At 64.1% G+C, this 17,186-nt stretch carries 13 protein-coding genes; 12 read left to right on the forward strand and 1 reads right to left on the reverse strand.

Annotated features, from left to right (window positions below):
- Nucleotides 1-225: 225 nt before the first annotated feature.
- The 6 genes from POS17_RS20555 to POS17_RS32390 all read left to right on the forward strand — a co-directional run bounded on the left by POS17_RS20555 (nucleotide 226) and on the right by POS17_RS32390 (nucleotide 5,652).
- Nucleotides 226-1,398 carry an efflux RND transporter periplasmic adaptor subunit gene (locus tag POS17_RS20555; protein WP_060840274.1) on the forward strand — a complete coding sequence of 391 codons (1,173 nt, stop codon included), beginning with the start codon at nucleotides 226-228 and terminating at the stop codon, nucleotides 1,396-1,398.
- Nucleotides 1,399-3,372 (forward strand): MacB family efflux pump subunit, encoded by a 1,974-nt coding sequence (locus POS17_RS20560; RefSeq protein WP_060840275.1) that lies wholly within the window; start codon nucleotides 1,399-1,401, stop codon nucleotides 3,370-3,372.
- A 7-nt stretch (nucleotides 3,373-3,379) separates the two neighbouring features.
- Nucleotides 3,380-4,771, forward strand: a complete 1,392-nt coding sequence (locus POS17_RS20565) for an efflux transporter outer membrane subunit (RefSeq protein ID WP_060840276.1) — start codon at nucleotides 3,380-3,382, stop codon at nucleotides 4,769-4,771.
- A gap of 116 nt (nucleotides 4,772-4,887) precedes the next feature.
- Entirely contained in the window at nucleotides 4,888-5,187 is a 300-nt protein-coding gene (locus tag POS17_RS20570; RefSeq protein WP_060840277.1) for a DUF3349 domain-containing protein, read from the forward strand.
- A gap of 28 nt (nucleotides 5,188-5,215) precedes the next feature.
- On the forward strand, nucleotides 5,216-5,473 hold the full coding sequence (locus tag POS17_RS32385) for an SMI1/KNR4 family protein (protein WP_231978976.1): 258 nt from the start codon (nucleotides 5,216-5,218) through the stop codon (nucleotides 5,471-5,473).
- A gap of 17 nt (nucleotides 5,474-5,490) precedes the next feature.
- Nucleotides 5,491-5,652 carry a hypothetical protein gene (locus tag POS17_RS32390; RefSeq protein WP_231978977.1) on the forward strand — a complete coding sequence of 54 codons (162 nt, stop codon included), beginning with the start codon at nucleotides 5,491-5,493 and terminating at the stop codon, nucleotides 5,650-5,652.
- Between the two features lie 50 nt (nucleotides 5,653-5,702).
- On the opposite strand, the gene pvdP is transcribed toward POS17_RS32390, so the two are convergent.
- A complete protein-coding gene (gene pvdP / locus POS17_RS20580) occupies nucleotides 5,703-7,331 on the reverse strand; it encodes a pyoverdine maturation tyrosinase PvdP (protein ID WP_060840278.1) in 1,629 nt (542 codons plus the stop codon).
- Nucleotides 7,332-7,504: 173 nt separating this feature from the next.
- Here pvdP and pvdM point away from each other — a divergent pair, with 173 nt between their 5' ends.
- The 6 genes from pvdM to POS17_RS20610 all read left to right on the forward strand — a co-directional run bounded on the left by pvdM (nucleotide 7,505) and on the right by POS17_RS20610 (nucleotide 16,733).
- On the forward strand, nucleotides 7,505-8,854 hold the full coding sequence (pvdM, locus tag POS17_RS20585) for a pyoverdine-tailoring dipeptidase-like protein PvdM (RefSeq protein WP_060840279.1): 1,350 nt from the start codon (nucleotides 7,505-7,507) through the stop codon (nucleotides 8,852-8,854).
- 32 nt (nucleotides 8,855-8,886) lie between these two features.
- Nucleotides 8,887-10,173, forward strand: a complete 1,287-nt coding sequence (gene pvdN, locus POS17_RS20590) for a pyoverdine-tailoring periplasmic protein PvdN (protein ID WP_060840280.1) — start codon at nucleotides 8,887-8,889, stop codon at nucleotides 10,171-10,173.
- A 47-nt stretch (nucleotides 10,174-10,220) separates the two neighbouring features.
- Nucleotides 10,221-11,111 carry a dihydropyoverdine dehydrogenase gene (gene pvdO / locus POS17_RS20595; protein ID WP_060840281.1) on the forward strand — a complete coding sequence of 297 codons (891 nt, stop codon included), beginning with the start codon at nucleotides 10,221-10,223 and terminating at the stop codon, nucleotides 11,109-11,111.
- 32 nt (nucleotides 11,112-11,143) lie between these two features.
- The gene (locus POS17_RS20600; RefSeq protein WP_060840282.1) at nucleotides 11,144-12,163 is read left to right on the forward strand and encodes a GNAT family N-acetyltransferase; all 1,020 of its coding nucleotides are present in this window, start codon (nucleotides 11,144-11,146) and stop codon (nucleotides 12,161-12,163) included.
- Between the two features lie 324 nt (nucleotides 12,164-12,487).
- Complete coding sequence (locus tag POS17_RS20605) at nucleotides 12,488-14,143, forward strand: cyclic peptide export ABC transporter (RefSeq protein WP_060840283.1); 1,656 nt, start codon at nucleotides 12,488-12,490, stop codon at nucleotides 14,141-14,143.
- Nucleotides 14,144-14,255: 112 nt separating this feature from the next.
- A complete protein-coding gene (locus tag POS17_RS20610) occupies nucleotides 14,256-16,733 on the forward strand; it encodes a TonB-dependent siderophore receptor (RefSeq protein WP_159426431.1) in 2,478 nt (825 codons plus the stop codon).
- Nucleotides 16,734-17,186: the final 453 nt, after the last annotated feature.

A 17,186-nucleotide genomic window follows, 5' to 3' on the forward strand; every position in this document is an offset into this window, starting at 1 on the left:
ATAGTAATTCTCATATAGATTTAAAGTGGCGCCGCGCCACAGCGGTTGATTTATCAGCCTGGCGACAGCTGTAACTCCATGTGTCGGCAGTTAAATTCCCCCTGTGGCAGCTCGTTTACCTGACAGCTCCCCGTCTTCGCCGTTCCCGCGGTGGCCGCAAGCCTTGCCGCCCGCCCCGCGGCCGGCTGCTGTGACGGGCCGATTTCCCCCTGGCCGGAACCCTGCATGAAACGTCCCCGACATACCCGGCGCGCCCTGCTGGCAGCGCTGTGCCTGATTCCCGTTGTCGCCATCAGCGCCTGGACCTTCATTCCCCCCGGACGCGACCAGCTCGCCACGGTACAAGTCAGCCGGGGCGATATCGAAAGCAGCGTCACCGCCCTGGGCACCCTGCAACCCAGACGCTATGTGGATGTCGGCGCCCAGGCTTCCGGGCAGATCCGCAAGATCCACGTCGAGGCCGGCGACACGGTCAAGGAAGGCCAACTGCTGGTGGAGATCGACCCCGCCACCCAGCAGGCCAAGCTCGACGCCAGCCGCTTCTCCATCGAAAACCTCCAGGCCCAGCTGCAAGAGCAATACGCGCAGAACCAGCTGGCCCGGCAGAAATACCAACGCCAGCAGCATCTCAACGCCGGCGGCGCCACCCGCGAAGAAGACGTGCAGACCGCCCTGGCCGAACTCAAGGCCACCCAGGCGCGCATCGACATGTACAAAGCGCAGATCCGCCAGGCCCAGGCCAGCCTGCGCAGCGACCAGGCCGAGCTGGGCTACACCCGCATCTATGCGCCGATGTCCGGCACCGTGGTGGCGGTAGACGCCCGCGAAGGCCAGACCCTCAACGCCCAGCAGCAGACCCCGCTGATCCTGCGCATCGCCAGACTTTCGCCGATGACCGTCTGGGCCGAAGTCTCGGAAGCCGACATCGGCCACGTCAAACCCGGCATGCAGGCCTACTTCACCACCTTGAGCGGCGGCAACCGGCGCTGGACCAGCACCGTGCGCCAGATCCTGCCGATCCCGCCCAAGCCGTTGAACGAAACCAGCCAGGGCGGAGGCAGCCCCACCAGCACCAGCAAGAGCGGCAGCGGCCGGGTGGTGCTGTACACCGTGCTGCTGGACGTGGACAACGCCGACAACGCGTTGATGGCGGAAATGACCACCCAGGTGTTCTTTGTCGCCAGCCAGGCGAAAAATGTCCTCACCGCGCCCATCGCCGCCCTGCAGGGCAGCAGCGAGCCGGACCGGCAGATTGCCCGGGTGGTGGCCAAGAACGGCTCGATCGACGAGCGCAAGGTCCGGGTCGGCATCAGCGACCGCCTGCGCATCCAGGTCCTGGACGGCCTAGACGAGGGCGAGCACCTGCTGATCGGCCCGGCCAACAGCAGCGGGGGTTGAATGCAGACCCCGCTGATCGACCTCAGAGACATCCGCAAATCCTACGGTGGCGGCGACAGCCCGCAAGTCGACGTCCTGCGCGGCATCGACCTGTCGATCCACGCCGGGGAATTCGTCGCCATCGTCGGCGCCTCCGGCTCCGGCAAGTCGACCCTGATGAACATCCTCGGCTGCCTGGACCGCCCGACGTCCGGGGAATACCTGTTCGCCGGGGAGAACGTCGCCCAACTGGACAGCGACGAACTGGCCTGGCTGCGCCGCGAAGCCTTCGGCTTCGTGTTCCAGGGCTACCACCTGATCCCCTCGGCCTCGGCCCAGGAAAACGTCGAGATGCCGGCCATCTACGCCGGCACCCCGACCGCCGAACGCCACGCCCGCGCCGCCGCCCTGCTGGAGCGCCTGGGCCTGGCCAGCCGCAGCGGCAACCGCCCGCATCAACTGTCCGGCGGCCAGCAGCAACGGGTGTCCATCGCCCGCGCCCTGATGAACGGCGGCCACATCATCCTCGCCGACGAACCCACCGGCGCCCTGGACAGCCAGAGCGGCGCCGAAGTCATGGCCCTGCTGGACGAACTGGCCGGCCAGGGCCACGTGGTGATCCTCATCACCCACGACCGCGAAGTGGCGGCCCGGGCCAAGCGCATCATCGAGATCCGCGACGGCGAGATCATCAGCGACACCGCCCAGCGCGACCCGTCGGTACAGACCAGCACCAACCCCGGCGCCCTGCAGGCGGTGGACCTGCGCCAGCGCCTGGCCGACGGCAGCGACGCCAGCGGCGCCTGGAAAGGCGAACTGCTGGATGCGGTGCAGGCCGCCTGGCGAGTGATGTGGATCAACCGCTTCCGCACCGCCCTGACCCTGCTGGGCATCGTCATCGGCGTGGCCTCGGTGGTGGTGATGCTGGCCGTGGGCGAAGGCAGCAAGCGCCAGGTAATGGCGCAGATGGGGGCGTTCGGTTCGAACATTCTTTATCTGAGCGGACACGCACCCAATCCCCGGGCGCCCCTGGGCATCATCACCCTGAGCGACGTCGCCGCCGTGGCCACCCTGCCCCAGGTCAAGCGCATCATGCCGGTCAACGGCGCCGAAGCCGTGGTGCGCTTCGGCAACGCCGATCACATGAGCTACGTGGGCGGCAACGACACCAACTTCCCGCACATCTTCAACTGGCCGGTGGTCGAAGGCAGCTACTTCACCGAGGCCGACGAACAGGCCGGCGCCGCGGTGGCGGTGATCGGCAAGAAGGTCCGGGAAAAACTCCTCAAGGACGTCGCCAACCCCATCGGCCAATACATCCTCATCGAAAACGCGCCGTTCCAGGTGGTCGGCGTGCTGATGGGCAAAGGCGCCAGCTCCGGCGACCAGGACAGCGACGACCGCATCGCCGTGCCCTACTCCGCCGCCAGCACCCGCCTGTTCGGCAGCCGCAATCCGGAGTACGTGGCCATCGCCGCGGCGGACGCGAGCAAGGTCAAGGAAACCGAACAAGCCATCGACCAACTGATGCTGCGCCTGCACAACGGCAAGCGCGACTATGAGCTGACCAACAACGCGGCGATGATCCAGGCCGAGGCCCGCACCCAGAACACCCTGTCCTTGATGCTTGGCGCCATCGCCGCGATCTCGCTGCTGGTGGGCGGTATCGGGGTGATGAACATCATGCTCATGACCGTGCGCGAACGCACCCGAGAGATCGGCATCCGCATGGCCACCGGTGCTCGCCAGCGCGACATCCTGCGCCAGTTCCTCACCGAAGCGGTGATGCTCTCGGTGGTCGGTGGCCTGACCGGCATCGCCCTGGCCCTGCTGATCGGCGGCGTGCTGATCCTCAGTGAAGTAGCGGTCGCCTTCTCCCTGGTCGCCGTCCTCGGCGCCTTCGGCTGCGCCCTGGTCACCGGCGTCATCTTCGGCTTCATGCCGGCCCGCAAAGCTGCCCGGCTCGACCCGGTCACGGCCCTTACCAGTGAATGATCGATCGATGAAAACACCCTTGAGCCTCCTGGCCGCCTGCCTCCTGCTGACCGCCTGCAACAGCCCCGCGCCACGCCCGGACAGCGGGCTGCAAGCCCCCGCCACCTGGCAAATACCCGACACCCCCGCCGCCCAGGCCGATAACCGGCACTGGTGGAGCCAGTTCGCCAGCCCGGAGCTGGACCGTTTGATCGCCCAGGCCCGCGAGGGCAGCTTCGATCTGGCCGCAGCGGTGGCCCGGGTGCGCCAGGCCCAGGCCAGCGCGGTGATCGCCGGCGCGCCACTGCTGCCCGAGCTCAAGGGCGGGCTCAACGCCAACCGGCAGAAACTGCTGCGCGGCAAGGGCTACAGCCAGTTGGACGCCACCCGCGACAACCAGGCCGTGGACTATTTCGACGCCAGCCTCAGCGCCAGCTACGAGGTCGACTTCTGGGGCGGCCGGCGAGCCGCCCGCGACAGCGCCCTGCTGGGCGTCAAGGCCAGCGAGTTCGACCGCGCCACCGTGGAGCTGACCCTGCTCAGCGGCGTCGCCAACAGCTACACCCAGGCCCTGGCGCTGAGCGAACAAAGCCGCATCGCCCGACTGAATCTGGACAACGCCCTGAACGTGCTCAAGCTGGTGCAGACCCGCTACGACTCGGGCTCGGCCACCGCCCTGGAGCTGGCCCAGCAACGCAGCCTGGTCGCCGCCCAGCAACGCCAGTTGCCCCTGCTGCAACAACAGGCCGAGGAAGCCCGGATCACCCTCGCCGCCCTGCTCGGGCAACCGGTGCAGGGGCTCAACCTGGGCCAACAGGACTTCGCCCAACTGCAATGGCCGAGCATCAACGCCGGCGTCCCCAGCGACCTGCTGACCCGGCGCCCGGACATTGCCAGCGCCGAAGCCAGACTGGCCGCAGCCCAGGCCGACGTCAAAGTGGCGCGCGCAGCGATGCTGCCCAGCGTAACCCTGACCGCCAGCCTCGGCTCCGGCGCCAGCCACGCCCCGGACCTGCTGCGCAGTCCCTTCTACAACCTCGGCGCCGGGCTGGTGGCGCCGATCTTCAACGCCGGGCGCCTGAGCGCCGAACGGGACAAGGCCACGGCCCGCCAAGCAGAACTGCTGGAAAGCTATCGCGGGGCGATCATCAACGGTTTTGCCGACGTGGAAAAAGCCCTCAACAGCATTCGCGGCCTGGACCAGCAACGCCAGTGGCAGAGCGAGGAATTGAACCAGGCGCAACGGGCCTTCGAGATCGCCCAGAGCCGCTACCAGGCCGGCGCCGAAGACCTGCTGACGGTGCTCGATACCCAACGCACCCTGTACGCCGCCCAGGATCAGCACGTGCAACTGCGGCTGTCACGGCTGCAGTCCAGCATTGCCCTGTACAAGGCCCTGGGTGGCGGCTGGAATCAATGAATCACCAAAGGCTCGCATGGCCAGCGACATCACCACTGGCCATCGTCGCAGCGACGGCCAGGGTCCTGATGACCTAGAATCGTGCGCCCACCAACGACGCGAGCAACACCCCTACCATGCCCATCGGAACCGAGCTGGACGCCGCCCTGGCAGACGTGCTGTCGATGCTGAAAAGAGCATTCCCGAACGGAGTCAGCCCAACCGATTACCCTCCTCTCCTGGCAGTGCTGTATGAACATCTGTCAGATCGGAACCTGGCGAATGTCATCTCGCAGCTCACCCACAAGGACCCGGATCTGGTCCTCAACGAGATCTACGAGGCCGTGACCTGCAAGAAACCGAAAGCTCAGGACATAGAATCGCTAGCTCGGCTCCTGAACCATCACGGAGCGTCTGAAACACTGGCCGACAACTGATGCCTCGCCCCTCAAGAAGACCAGGACAATGAACTTCAGTGAATTTGAACAACTGCTGGATGCCAAGAAGAGCCTCCATCCGATCTGGTTTGAGCTCCCTTCGGACAGGACCGCCACCGAGGAGGACATCATTGAGGCTCAAAATGACCTGGATCTGCGACTTCCTGCCGAGTACAGCCAGTTCCTGCAGAAGCATGGGGGCGGCTACTTTGCCTTGGGAATCGTCTACTCACGGACAGAGACAGCGATTTCAACCTGGCCAGAATCAATCGACAACACCCACTGATTGGCAAGTGTCATCTGTTGTTTTCAGAAAACGGCTGCGGCGACTTCTACGGCTTCCGGATTGAAAATAACCAATGCCTGGCAGAGGTGTACTTTTTTGATCATGAAACCCAAGCATGGCAGCAGACCGGATATCCAGAACTGTTTAGCTTCCTGGCCGAAGTCGCCCTTTCGATCTGACCCCCTAGCAACGACCTCCAGATTCGAAGTTCACGATCAGTCCGGAGCGGCTACAGCAGCCGCTGCCTGACCTTCAAATGCCGCGCATACCAGGGCCGGCGCGGCACCTTGCGCAGCAGATCGGCGAGTTTTTTCTCGTCATCGATAAAGGTGATGCGCAGGGCCAGCTTCATGGTTTCCGGGTCCATCTCCACGGTCTTGCCAGGCTGCAATCCGGGGATGGTGCTGCAACCATGGGTCACCGGCCCCAGCCAGGGATCGCCGGCCTCGACCCAGCGCCCCGGGGCGAACCAGGGCACGCCGTTGACTTCCAGACGCTTGAGCTCGCCGGGATGGAAACGCTCATGGGCGCGAAACCAGTCCTCCAGGCGGTCGTCGATCCAGCCATGGAAACGCCAGAACACCGGGCTGACATGGGACGAAAACGGATCGCCGAGAAAGTCGTTTTCCGGCTGGTACCAGCGCGGGGAAAAATCCGCCGGATCGCGGGCCATGGGCACCGGCGCACCACTGGAAGGATCACGCGGCACCGAGGCCCAGCGCATGTGCAACCAGTCGTGCAGGCCCAGTTCAATCTCCGAGCCGAACTGCCCCAGGGTCAGGTTCGCCAGGTAGCGCGGGTCACGGTATTGCGATTCCCAGACCTGGAAGTTGCTGTGGTAAGTCTCACCGGCCTTGATGTCGCTGACCCACTGGCTGTACTCGTCATCGTCGTGGGCCAGCCAGGTCGGCGGCAGGGAGCCACCGTCATGGTTGTCGAAGTAGCGGGCGAACCCCGGGCGATCGCGCAGCAGTTCCGGCTGCGGCAGGGGAAAATGCTGCCAGGACGGCAAGTCCTGCATGGAGCGCGCGGTACCGAGCATGTGCCGGTGCATGAAGAAAAAATCAATGCCAGAGCCGTTGCGGTCCTTCTTCGGACCGCGCGCATCGCGCTCCTGGCCCCGGGGGCCGGGCTGCCAGCCGATGCCGCGCAGGGCGTTGCGCTTCTCTTCGGACAGCCGGTGCCACTTGTCCCGGGTCGCGTGCCACAGCTGGTGGAACAACCGATGCTCGGGGGACACCAGCCAGGCCAGCAAGGTGGGATTGAGGCCGATACGCTGGCGGGCCTCGGGAAACATCTGCTTGGTGGCGACAAAGCGATTGTCCAGGGCCTGCAGCGCCAGGGGCCGGTCCAAGCGTTCCACGCGGCCGCTGAGGGTGCCGCTGCCGGCATTGGCGAAGTCGGCCCAGACCTCATCCAGGCTCATCTTGAATTCATAAGCGGCAGCACCGTCCAGCGCGCTGGCCGGGATCAGCCGCCAGTACAGTTCAGCCGGCTGCGGGGTCACCAGGTCGCCGACGATCCGATAGCGCGGCTCGGCCTCAGCACGCAGCGCCTCGGCACTATCCAGGTAGCCGCACAGGCCGCGACCGCGCTGGGCGACATCGAGGAACAGCTCCAGGCCCTGTGACGGCAAGCCATCAAGCCCGGCATCGGCGCCCTCGAAGCGAATGCTCCAGATGCCCCGCAACTGGTCCGCCAAGCGTTGTCCGGCGGTATCCGCCAGGTCCACCGTGGCCTCGCCCGGAGTGACCGGGAATTCCTCGCGCGTCAACTCGCGATGCACGTAAAACGCCGCCGGCACCGCAGCGCCAGTCAGCGCCAGGCCCGCCATGAACCCTCGTCGAGAAATCGTCATTGCCCTACCTGTGTCAGCCCTGATGCAGGCTTTATCCAAGCTAGGACGTTTGTTGCCCCAGGAAATTTAGCGCCCGCGCGGGGCGGTTAAATTTTCTCGCCACTGGCTCGTCCTTCCCAGATAGCAAAGGCCCCCGTGCCTGCACCTTGACGGCGAATCCGACTGAGATGGCAATGACAAAACCACGTTCGAAGAAGGCTCTTTACATCGGCCTGCCGCTGGCCCTGGCGATTGGCGCCGGCGCCGGCTTCCTGGCCTGGGACTACTGGTTCAGGGACAACCCGGGCTACCCGGTCAAGGTGATGAAACAGGCCGAAGAACTGCAGGAGCGCATCCTCTCCTTCGACAGCCACATCACCGTGCCCCTGGATTTCGGCAGCGCCGGCAACGAGGCCGACAAGGACGGCAGCGGCCAGTTCGACCTGGCCAAGGCCGGACGCGGACGCCTGTCCGGCGCAGCCCTGACGATTTTCGGCTGGCCGGAAATCTGGAACGGGCCCAATGCCCCCCATCGCCCCACGGCGGGCTTTGTCGACGCCGCGCGCAACGAGCAGGAAGCGCGCTACAAGATCCTCACCGGCATGGTCCGCGACTTCCCCAACCAGGTGGGCATTGCCTATACCCCGGACGACTTCCGCCGCCTCAACGGTGAAGGCAAGTTCGCGGTGTTCCTCAGCATGCTCAACGCCTACCCGCTGGGCACCGATCTCGACCAGCTCGATCACTGGGCGGCCCGGGGCATGCGCATGTTCGGCTTCAGCTACGTGGGCAACAACGCCTGGTCCGACTCCTCGCGCCCGCTGCCGTTCTTCAACGACACCCCGGACGCCCTCGGCGGCCTGTCCGAGCTGGGCCGGCAGGCCGTGCACCGACTCAACGACCTGGGGGTGATCATCGACGTCTCGCAGATGTCGACCCAGGCCCTGGAGCAGGTCAGCCAGCTCAGCCGCGCGCCCTTCGTCGCCTCGCACTCGGCGCCCCGGGCCCTGGTGGATATCCCGCGCAACCTCAGCGACAAGGAAATGCAGCTGATCAAGGACAGCGGCGGCGTGGTGCAGATCGTCGGTTTCCCCACCTACATCCGTCCCCTGAGCCAAGCGACCCGGGACAAGCTCAACGCCCTGCGCGCGCGTTTCGACCTGCAACCCTTGACCGGGCTGGAAATGGCCCTGATGCCCGGCGACGCCATCATCACCGTGTGGCCCGAACAGCGTTTCGGCGAATACGCCGGCGAGCTGTACAGCATTGTCGAAGCAGAACCCAAGGCCACCCTCAAGGACTTCGGCGACGCCATCGACTACGCCGTGAAGAAGATCGGCATCGACCACGTCGGCATCAGTTCGGACTTCAACGACGGGGGCGGCCTGGACGGCTGGAAGGATGTCAGCGAGGGCCGCAACGTCACCGCCGAACTGCTGCAGCGCGGCTACAGCGAAGCGGATATCGCCAAGCTCTGGGGCGGCAACTTCCTGCGGGTCTGGGAGCAGGTGCAGAAATCCGCCAAGCCCCTGGCCCATCGCTGATCCCCCCTTTTGCCAACCAGTGAAATGAGCTCATGACCGATCGCCGTACATTTCTCAAACAGGCCGGCATCCTCGCCGCCGGCCTGCCTCTGGGCGCCGGCGCCCTGGCCGCGTCCGGCACCAGCACTAGCGCCCCGTCCCCTGCGCCCAAGGACCCATGGGCGCAACTGCGCCTGCTGTTCGACCAGGACCCGGACTCCATTCACTTTTCCAACTTCCTGGTGACCTCGCACCCAAGGCCCGTGCGTGAAGCCATCGAACGGCATCGCGCCAAAATCGACCGCAACCCGGGGCTGGCCATGGACTGGGACCTGCAGGAACCCTGGAAACGCGAGGCCGAGGTGCGTCGATGGGCGGGCCGCTACCTGCAAGCCAAGCCCGGCCAGATCGCCCTCACCGGCAGCACCAGCGAAGGCTTGGCGATGATTTACGGCGGCCTTCACGTGCGGCCCGATCAAGAGATCCTGACCACGGTCCACGAACACTACGCCACCGAATACAGCCTGAATTTCCGCGTGGCCAAGCAAGGCACCCAGGTGCGCAAGATCAGCCTGTTCAAGGACCCGCACCGGGTGTCCAAGGATGAAATCCTGGGCTCGATCAAGCGCAGCATCCGCCCCAATACCCGGGTCCTGGGCATGACCTGGGTGCAGTCGGGCAGTGGCGTGAAGCTGCCGATCGGCGAGATCGGCCAGTTGGTGGATGAGTTCAACCGCAACCGCGACGACAAAGACCGAATCATCTATGTGGTGGATGGGGTCCACGGGTTTGGCGTGGACAACCTGGACTTCCCCGACATGCACTGCGACTACTTCATTTCCGGCACTCACAAGTGGATGTTCGGCCCTCGCGGCACCGGGATCATCTGCGCCCGCTCCGAGGAGCTCAAGGACGTTACCCCCAGCGTACCGACCTTTTCCGAGGACAACAATTTCGCTACCAGCATGACCCCCGGCGGCTACCACGCCTTTGAACACCGCTGGGCCCTGGATGAAGCCTTCAAGCTGCACTTGCAACTGGGCAAGGCCCAAGTCCAGGCGCGCATCCACGCCCTCAACAGCTACCTCAAGCAACGTCTGCAGGAGCTGCCCCAAGTGGAGCTGGTCACCCCCCTGAGCCCCGAGCTGTCAGCGGGCTTCACCTTCTTCCGGATCAAGAATCAGGACTGCGACCAGTTCGCCGCCTACCTGATGGCCAATCGGGTGGTGGTCGATGCCGTGGACCGGGACGTCGGTCCGGTGATCCGTACCGCGCCAGGCCTGCTCAACGACGAACAACAGATCGATCGCTTTATGGACCTGCTGCGCAAAAAGGTCTGAAACCGCTCCTCCTTGCGCACTGCGTCACTTTTAAAAAGAGAGTCATGATGAAACAGCATTCACTGAGCACCGCCCTCCGCCCGCCCCTGGCCAGCCTCTCCCTGGCCTTGCTGCTGAGCCTGTTGCTGCCGACCGCCGCCCAGGCCGCCGCCTCGCCCCAGCCGGGCAAGGTGTTCAAGGACTGCAAGGACTGTCCGGAAATGGTGGTGCTGCCCGCCGGCACCTTCACCATGGGTACCCCCGCTGACGAGGTCGGCCGCCAGGAGGACGAAGGTCCGATGCATGAAGTGACCTTCGCCAAGCCATTCGCCATCGGACGCTTCCAGGTCCTGGCCGGCGAATGGGCCACCTACCTGAAGGAAACCGGCTACCAGATGCCCGACGGCGACACGCGCCCCGGTCGCGAATGCAAGGCCGGTAAACCCCGCTACCCAGTCGGCCCGCGCCAACCGGCGGTGTGCATGGACTTCAACGAAGCCCAGGCCTACACCGCCTGGCTGTCCAAGCGCACCGGCCAGCACTACTACATCGTCAGCGAAGCCATGCGCGAATACGCGGCCCGCGCCGGCAGCACCGGCCCCTTCCCCTTCCCTTTCGACGAGGGCAAGGAATACAGCATTGCCAAGCACGCCAACACCTACGGCCCGGAAGACGGCTTCAGCTTCACTTCGCCCGCCGGCTCCTTCCCCCCTAACGCCTTTGGCGTCTACGACATGCACGGCAATGTCTACGAGTTCACCCCCGACTGCTGGCATGACAGCTATGTCGGCGCCCCCACCGACGGTAGCGCCTGGACCGAGCCCAACTGCAGCGTCCTGCAGATGCGCGGCAACGACTGGACCGAAGCGCCGATTTTTTCCCGCTCAGGCAACCGCAACAACATCTACCCCACCGATCGTGGTGACTGGCTGGGGTTCCGGGTTGCCCGCGACCTTTGACCCTTCCCCTCATCGACTGACGGAGACACACCATGAAAGCAGCTTTGTTCACCCTGTCGCTGAGCGACGGTTCCACCGCCAGCGTGCATGACGCCGAAGAGAACCAGGGCAGCCTGCACACCGAGGGCTTCGCGGCACTGACCTTTCGCAGCGATGGCGAACTGATCGAGATCGCCGGCGAGATTGCCCCCAACTACCCGGCCAGTGCGCTGCTGGCCTTGTTGGGCGGGCATTTCTGCTACAAGAAGAAGTCCGCCCAGGTGCGGGTTCGCCTGCGTGCCAGCCGCGACTTTGCCGTGTCAGCCATCCGCCAGGGGGTCTTTGACACCTTGCTCGCCGTCGATGCCCACCAGGTGGAGCTACAGTGCCGACGCAGTACCTTCTGGCAGCACCCGCTGCCCTGGCTCAGCGCTCCGGCCAGCGCCCACACCGCGCCCTTCTACCAGTTCAGCGGCGAGAAACGTCACCCGCAACGCCCGCCACTGCCCCAGGGCGAGGTGTACCGCCGTCGTCTGCCGGGGCTCAACACCGAGTTCAGCCTGCGCACCATCGATCCGGACCGCGACCTGCAAGCCTTCAATCGCTGGATGAACCTGGAACAGGTGGCGTTCTTCTGGGAGCAGGCCGGTAGCCTCGACGAGCACGCCGCCTATCTGCAAGACATGCTCGCCGACCCGCGGGTCCATCCGCTGATCGGCTGCTACGACGACGAGCCCTTCGCCTACTTCGAAGTCTACTGGTGCAAGGAAGACCGCATCGCCCCCTACTACGACGTGCAGGACCACGACCGCGGCTGGCACGTGGTGGTGGGCGAGAACAAGCACCAGGGCATCGGCAAGCTCAAGGGCTGGTTCAATTCGCTGATGCACTACATGTTCCTGGATGATCCACGTACCCAGCGCATCCTTGGCGAACCGCGCATCGACCATGACCGGCAGATCGACTTCCTCAAGTCCCAGGGCTTCGGTCACCTGAAGGACATCCAACTGGCCCACAAGAAAGCCGCTCTGCTGCGCCTGGAACGCGAGTTCTTCTTCGATCGGCCACTTTGAGCTGATCCAGCGGTCGCTGCAGCCTCCCGGCAGCGACCGGCGCACGGCGCGACGCCAGGCCTGCGCTAAATCCCCCCAGTGCCACTTCGTCTTCTCTGCAACGGTCTTGAGTCAAGCCCCGTCCCGAACGCGACAGCCTCCTCAAGCCCGGCATTGCAGCGCACTGCACGCCGCATCGCGCTGTGCACCCCGGACCCTTGCCCGTATGTCGATCCATTTCAGAGGAAGCGCACCAGATGAACCCGACGGCTGCACCCCGGCCCCCATGCCCCAACGCAAACCGCCTCTCACCCGCCCTTATCCGTGCTTGAACCAGGAGTCATCATGAACAGCCCTCCGCGTAGCCGCAGCGCCATCCGTGACCTGCTGGGCCTGCTCAAACCTTTCTGGCCCACCGTGGCCGTCTCGATCGTGCTGGGCATCATCGGCGGCCTGAGCATCACCGTCCTGCTGGCGACCATCAACCAGGCCCTGAACGGCGCCGACGGCCTCAGTCGCGGCGTGGTCCTGACCTTCGCCGGGCTGTGCCTGCTGGCGCTGCTGTGTTCGATTCTGTCGGACATCGGCAGCAACTACGTCGGCCAGCACATCATCAGCAAGCTGCGCAAAGACCTGGGGGAAAAAGTCCTCAGCGCGCCCATCGAGCAGATCGAACGCTATCGCAGCCATCGCCTGATCCCGGTACTGACCCACGACATCGACACCATCAGCGACTTCGCCTTCGCCTTTGCGCCACTGGCCATTTCCCTGACCGTGACCCTGGGCTGCCTGGGTTACCTGGCCCTGCTCTCATGGCCGATGTTCCTGCTGATGCTGGTGGCCATCGTGATTGGTTGCAGCGTGCAGTTTGTTGCGCAAACCAAGGGCATCAAGGGCTTCATGGACGCCCGGGATGAAGAGGACAACCTGCAAAAGCACTACAACGCCATTGCCGACGGCGCCAAGGAACTGCGCATCCACCGGCCGCGCCGCAACCGCATGTTCAACCAGCGGATCAAGCACAGCGCCGAGCACATCTGCAACAAACAGATCGAGTCGGTGAACATTTTCATCGTCGCCAAGACCTTCGGCTCCATGCTGTTTTTCGTGGTCATCGGCCTGGCCCTGGCCCTGCAGTCCTTCTGGCCCAACAACGACCGCGCAGTGATGAGCGGCTTCGTCCTGGTGCTGCTGTACATGAAGGGCCCCCTGGAATTGCTGATCGGCAACCTGCCGATTGTCAGCCGCGCCCAGGTGGCCTTCCGCCGCATCGCCGAACTGTCCGAGCGCTTCTCCTCCCCCGAACCGCACCTGCTGCTCAGTGAAACCGCAAGCCAACCCCAGACCGTGCACAGCCTGGAACTGCACGATGTGCGCTACGCCTTCCCGGCCGTCGAAGGCAGCGCGCCCTTTGCCCTGGGTCCGGTGAACCTGCGGATCAAGCAGGGCGACATCGTCTTCATCGTTGGCGAGAACGGCTGCGGCAAGACCACCCTGATCAAGCTGCTACTGGGCCTGTACCGACCCCAGGAAGGCGAGATCCGCCTCAACGGCCGCCCTGTCACCGCCGAGACCCGCGACGACTATCGACAACTGTTCACCACCATCTTTGCCGACTACTACCTGTTCGATGACCTGGTCCAGGGTGGCGAACAACTGCCCGAAGAGGCCGAACAGTATCTGCGCCGCCTGGAGATCGGGCACAAGGTGAGCATCCGCGACGGGGCCTTCACCACCACCGATCTGTCCACCGGACAACGCAAGCGACTGGCGCTGGTCAACGCCTGGATCGAGGAACGCCCGGTGCTGGTGTTCGACGAATGGGCCGCCGACCAGGACCCGACCTTCCGGCGGATTTTCTACACCGAGCTGCTGCCGGACCTCAAACGCCTGGGCAAGACCATCATCGTCATCTCCCACGACGATCGCTATTTCGACATTGCCGACCAGTTGGTGCGCATGGAAGCGGGCAAGGTCAGTTGCGAACTCGAACCGGCCTGATTTTTTCGTATCGGCTTTCCGGTTTTCGGGAAGTCGAACGTCTCATAACAAGTTTGAGAAACATTCACATTTAAAACGAATTCCCATTGCCGCTTAATAAGAGCAAATGAACATGCCAGCACCTCTTGGACTCACCCCCCTGAAGAAAGCCCTGCTCATGCGCCATGCGCTGCGGCCGAGCTTGCGTCCCTATCTGCTTGGGGCCGTATTGGCGCTGCCCTGTGCCGCCCAGGTACAAGCCCAGCAAGCCAATTTCGATATTCCTGCACAGTCCCTGGGCAGCGCCTTGCAGACATTCGGCCAGCAAGCCGACCTGCAAGTGCTCTACAACCAGGACAGCGTCCAGGGCAAGCGCAGCACGGCGATCAAGGGCGCCTTGCAGCCCGACCAGGCCCTGTCGCAACTGCTGCGCGGGACCGGGGTGAGTTATCAGCGCCAAGGCAACACCGTGACCCTGGTGCAAAGCAGTGGGGCTGTGGAGCTGGGGACCATGAACATTTCCACTCAGGGGCTGGGGAGCACCACTGAGGGGACCGGTTCCTACACCACCGGGCAAAGCAACTCGGCCACGCGCATGGACCTGTCGCTGCGTGAAACGCCGCAGTCGGTGAGCGTCATCACCCGCCAGCAGATGGATGACCAAGGGTTGACCGAACTGGCGCACGTCATGCAGCAGACCCCCGGGATCACGGTCAACCGCGAGAGCTCCGAAGGCTACGTGTATTACTCGCGGGGCTTTGAAATCCAGAACTTCCAGTACGACGGCATTCCCAGCCTGGGCACCGACGGCGGCAACATCCGCGACAACTACAGCATCGGCAACACCCTGATCTACGACCGTATCGAAGTGCTCAAGGGCGCTACCGGCCTGGTCAACGGCATCGGCTATCCGTCCGGGGTGATCAACATGGTGCGCAAGCGCCCCACCCGGGAATTCCAGGGCCACGTCGCCGCCGGCGCCGGTTCCTGGGACCGCTACACCAGCGAAGTGGACGTTTCCGGCCCGCTGGTGGAAGGCGGTGCGATACGCGGACGGATGGTGGCCGGCACCGGCAAGCGCAACAGCTTCATCGACTACCAGAAAGGTGAACAGAACGTCTTCTACGGCATTCTCGAAGGCGACCTGAGCGATTCCACCACCCTCAGCGTCGGCTACGACTACCAGAAGAACAACAACGACGCCACGACCAACACCAGTTTGCCGGTGTTCTACAAGAACGGTAATCGGATCAAGTTCTCCCGTTCCACCAACCCGGCGGACAAGTTCGCCTACCGCAACCAGGAAACCCAGCACGCCTTTGTCGGCCTAGATCACCAGTTCGACAACGACTGGACCTTCAAGGCGACAGTCAATACGCGCAAGTACACCTCGCGGGAAATCATCGCCGGCATGTCCAGCGAGCACGTCAATCTCGACAACAGCCAGGACTATGGCTACCTGCCGCCGGGCGGCGTGGCCAACTTCGGCTCCAACAGCGACGAGAAGTCCTTCGATGCCTACGCCAAGGGTCCGTTCGCGCTGTTTGGGCGCACCCACGAACTGGTGCTGGGCTACAACTATTCCCACGCCACCACCCGCTCCAAGCGTATCGACGGCACCACCACTGGAGTCATCGACGACGTGCTGAACTGGAACAACAGCATGCCCTACCCGACCGACTGGGCCTGGTGGTCGACCTTCGACATCAAGAGCACCCAGAAAGTCTCCTACGCAGCGGTGATCCTCAAGCCCACCGATGCCCTGAACTTCATACTCGGTGCCCGGGTCACCGACTACGACTGGCAGATCGATCGGGTCAACGCCCTGCGCCAACTGCCGAGCATCTCCACCACCAACTCCGGGGAAGTCATTCCCTATGCCGGCATCACCTATGACCTGGACGACTACCACACGGTCTACGCCAGCTACACCGACATCTTCAAACCGCAGCCCTACAGCCTGGACGTCAGCGGCAAGTCCCTGGAGCCGCTCACCGGTCAGAGCTACGAAGTGGGGGTCAAGGGTGAATACTTCGACCGTCGCCTGAACGCCAGCCTGGCGCTGTTCCAGCTCAAGCAGGACAACCTGGGCGAGAATACAGGCGTCATGGGCGTTGACGGCTTCGAGGCCATGCGTGCGATCAAGGGCGCCACCACCAACGGCGTCGAACTGGAAATGGCCGGTGAAGTGCTGCCGGACTGGAACGTCAACGCCGGCTACGTCTACCAGGAGTCCTACGACGCCAAGAACAAGCGCGTGGCCACCACCCAGCCACAGCACTTGTTCAAGGTAGCCACCACCTATCGCCTGCCTGGCGAACTGAACAAAGTCACCGTAGGCGGCAACATGCAATGGCAGAGCTCGACCTCCTTCGTCGACAACAGCTTCGTCGATGCCGCCTACAACCAACTGCCCAGCCACAAATTCACCCGTGCCAGCTACGCCGTGGTGGGCCTGATGAGCAGCTACGACTTCAACCAGAACCTCAAGGCCACGGTCAACCTGAACAACGTCTTCGACCGCAACTACTACAGCGGTATCGGCACCTACAACTCGATCTACTACGGCGACCCGCGCAACGTCATGTTCAACGTCAAATACAGCTTCTGATTCCCCCTAGTTGAACCCCTCCCTGCCCCGGTCACCGGGGCGGGGATTTTTTTGCCCGAGGCGCCAGCCTCGACCCGACGTTTCGCCCCCAGTCTTCGGCATTGTCATTGGATTTGCGCTCCGGCGAAGAGGCCCGCAAGCCATACAGCGCCCGAGCCAAAGCCTTGTTGGCAAGCCAGCTTCAGGGGAATGAGTGCGCGCGTTCAGCTTCAGGCCGGCCGCAAGGCCGCCGTCTGGCTCTTGATCTTGATCTTGATCTGAACGCCCCGTTAACCACGATGGCCGAACGCAGGCATTGAGCCGTGGGTAACCCGGCAGGGATGCCGGGTTAGCCGCCACCCGGCCAGGGATGGCCGGTGGCGGCAGCCCACGGATCAATGCCGGAGTTCGGGCATGCCTCGCTATGCGAGGCACCGAGTGGAGGGGCAAAGCCCTTTGGTTACTTTGGGGCCC

The organism is Pseudomonas sp. Os17 (assembly GCF_001547895.1).
In the GTDB taxonomy this organism is placed as follows: Bacteria; Pseudomonadota; Gammaproteobacteria; order Pseudomonadales; family Pseudomonadaceae; genus Aquipseudomonas.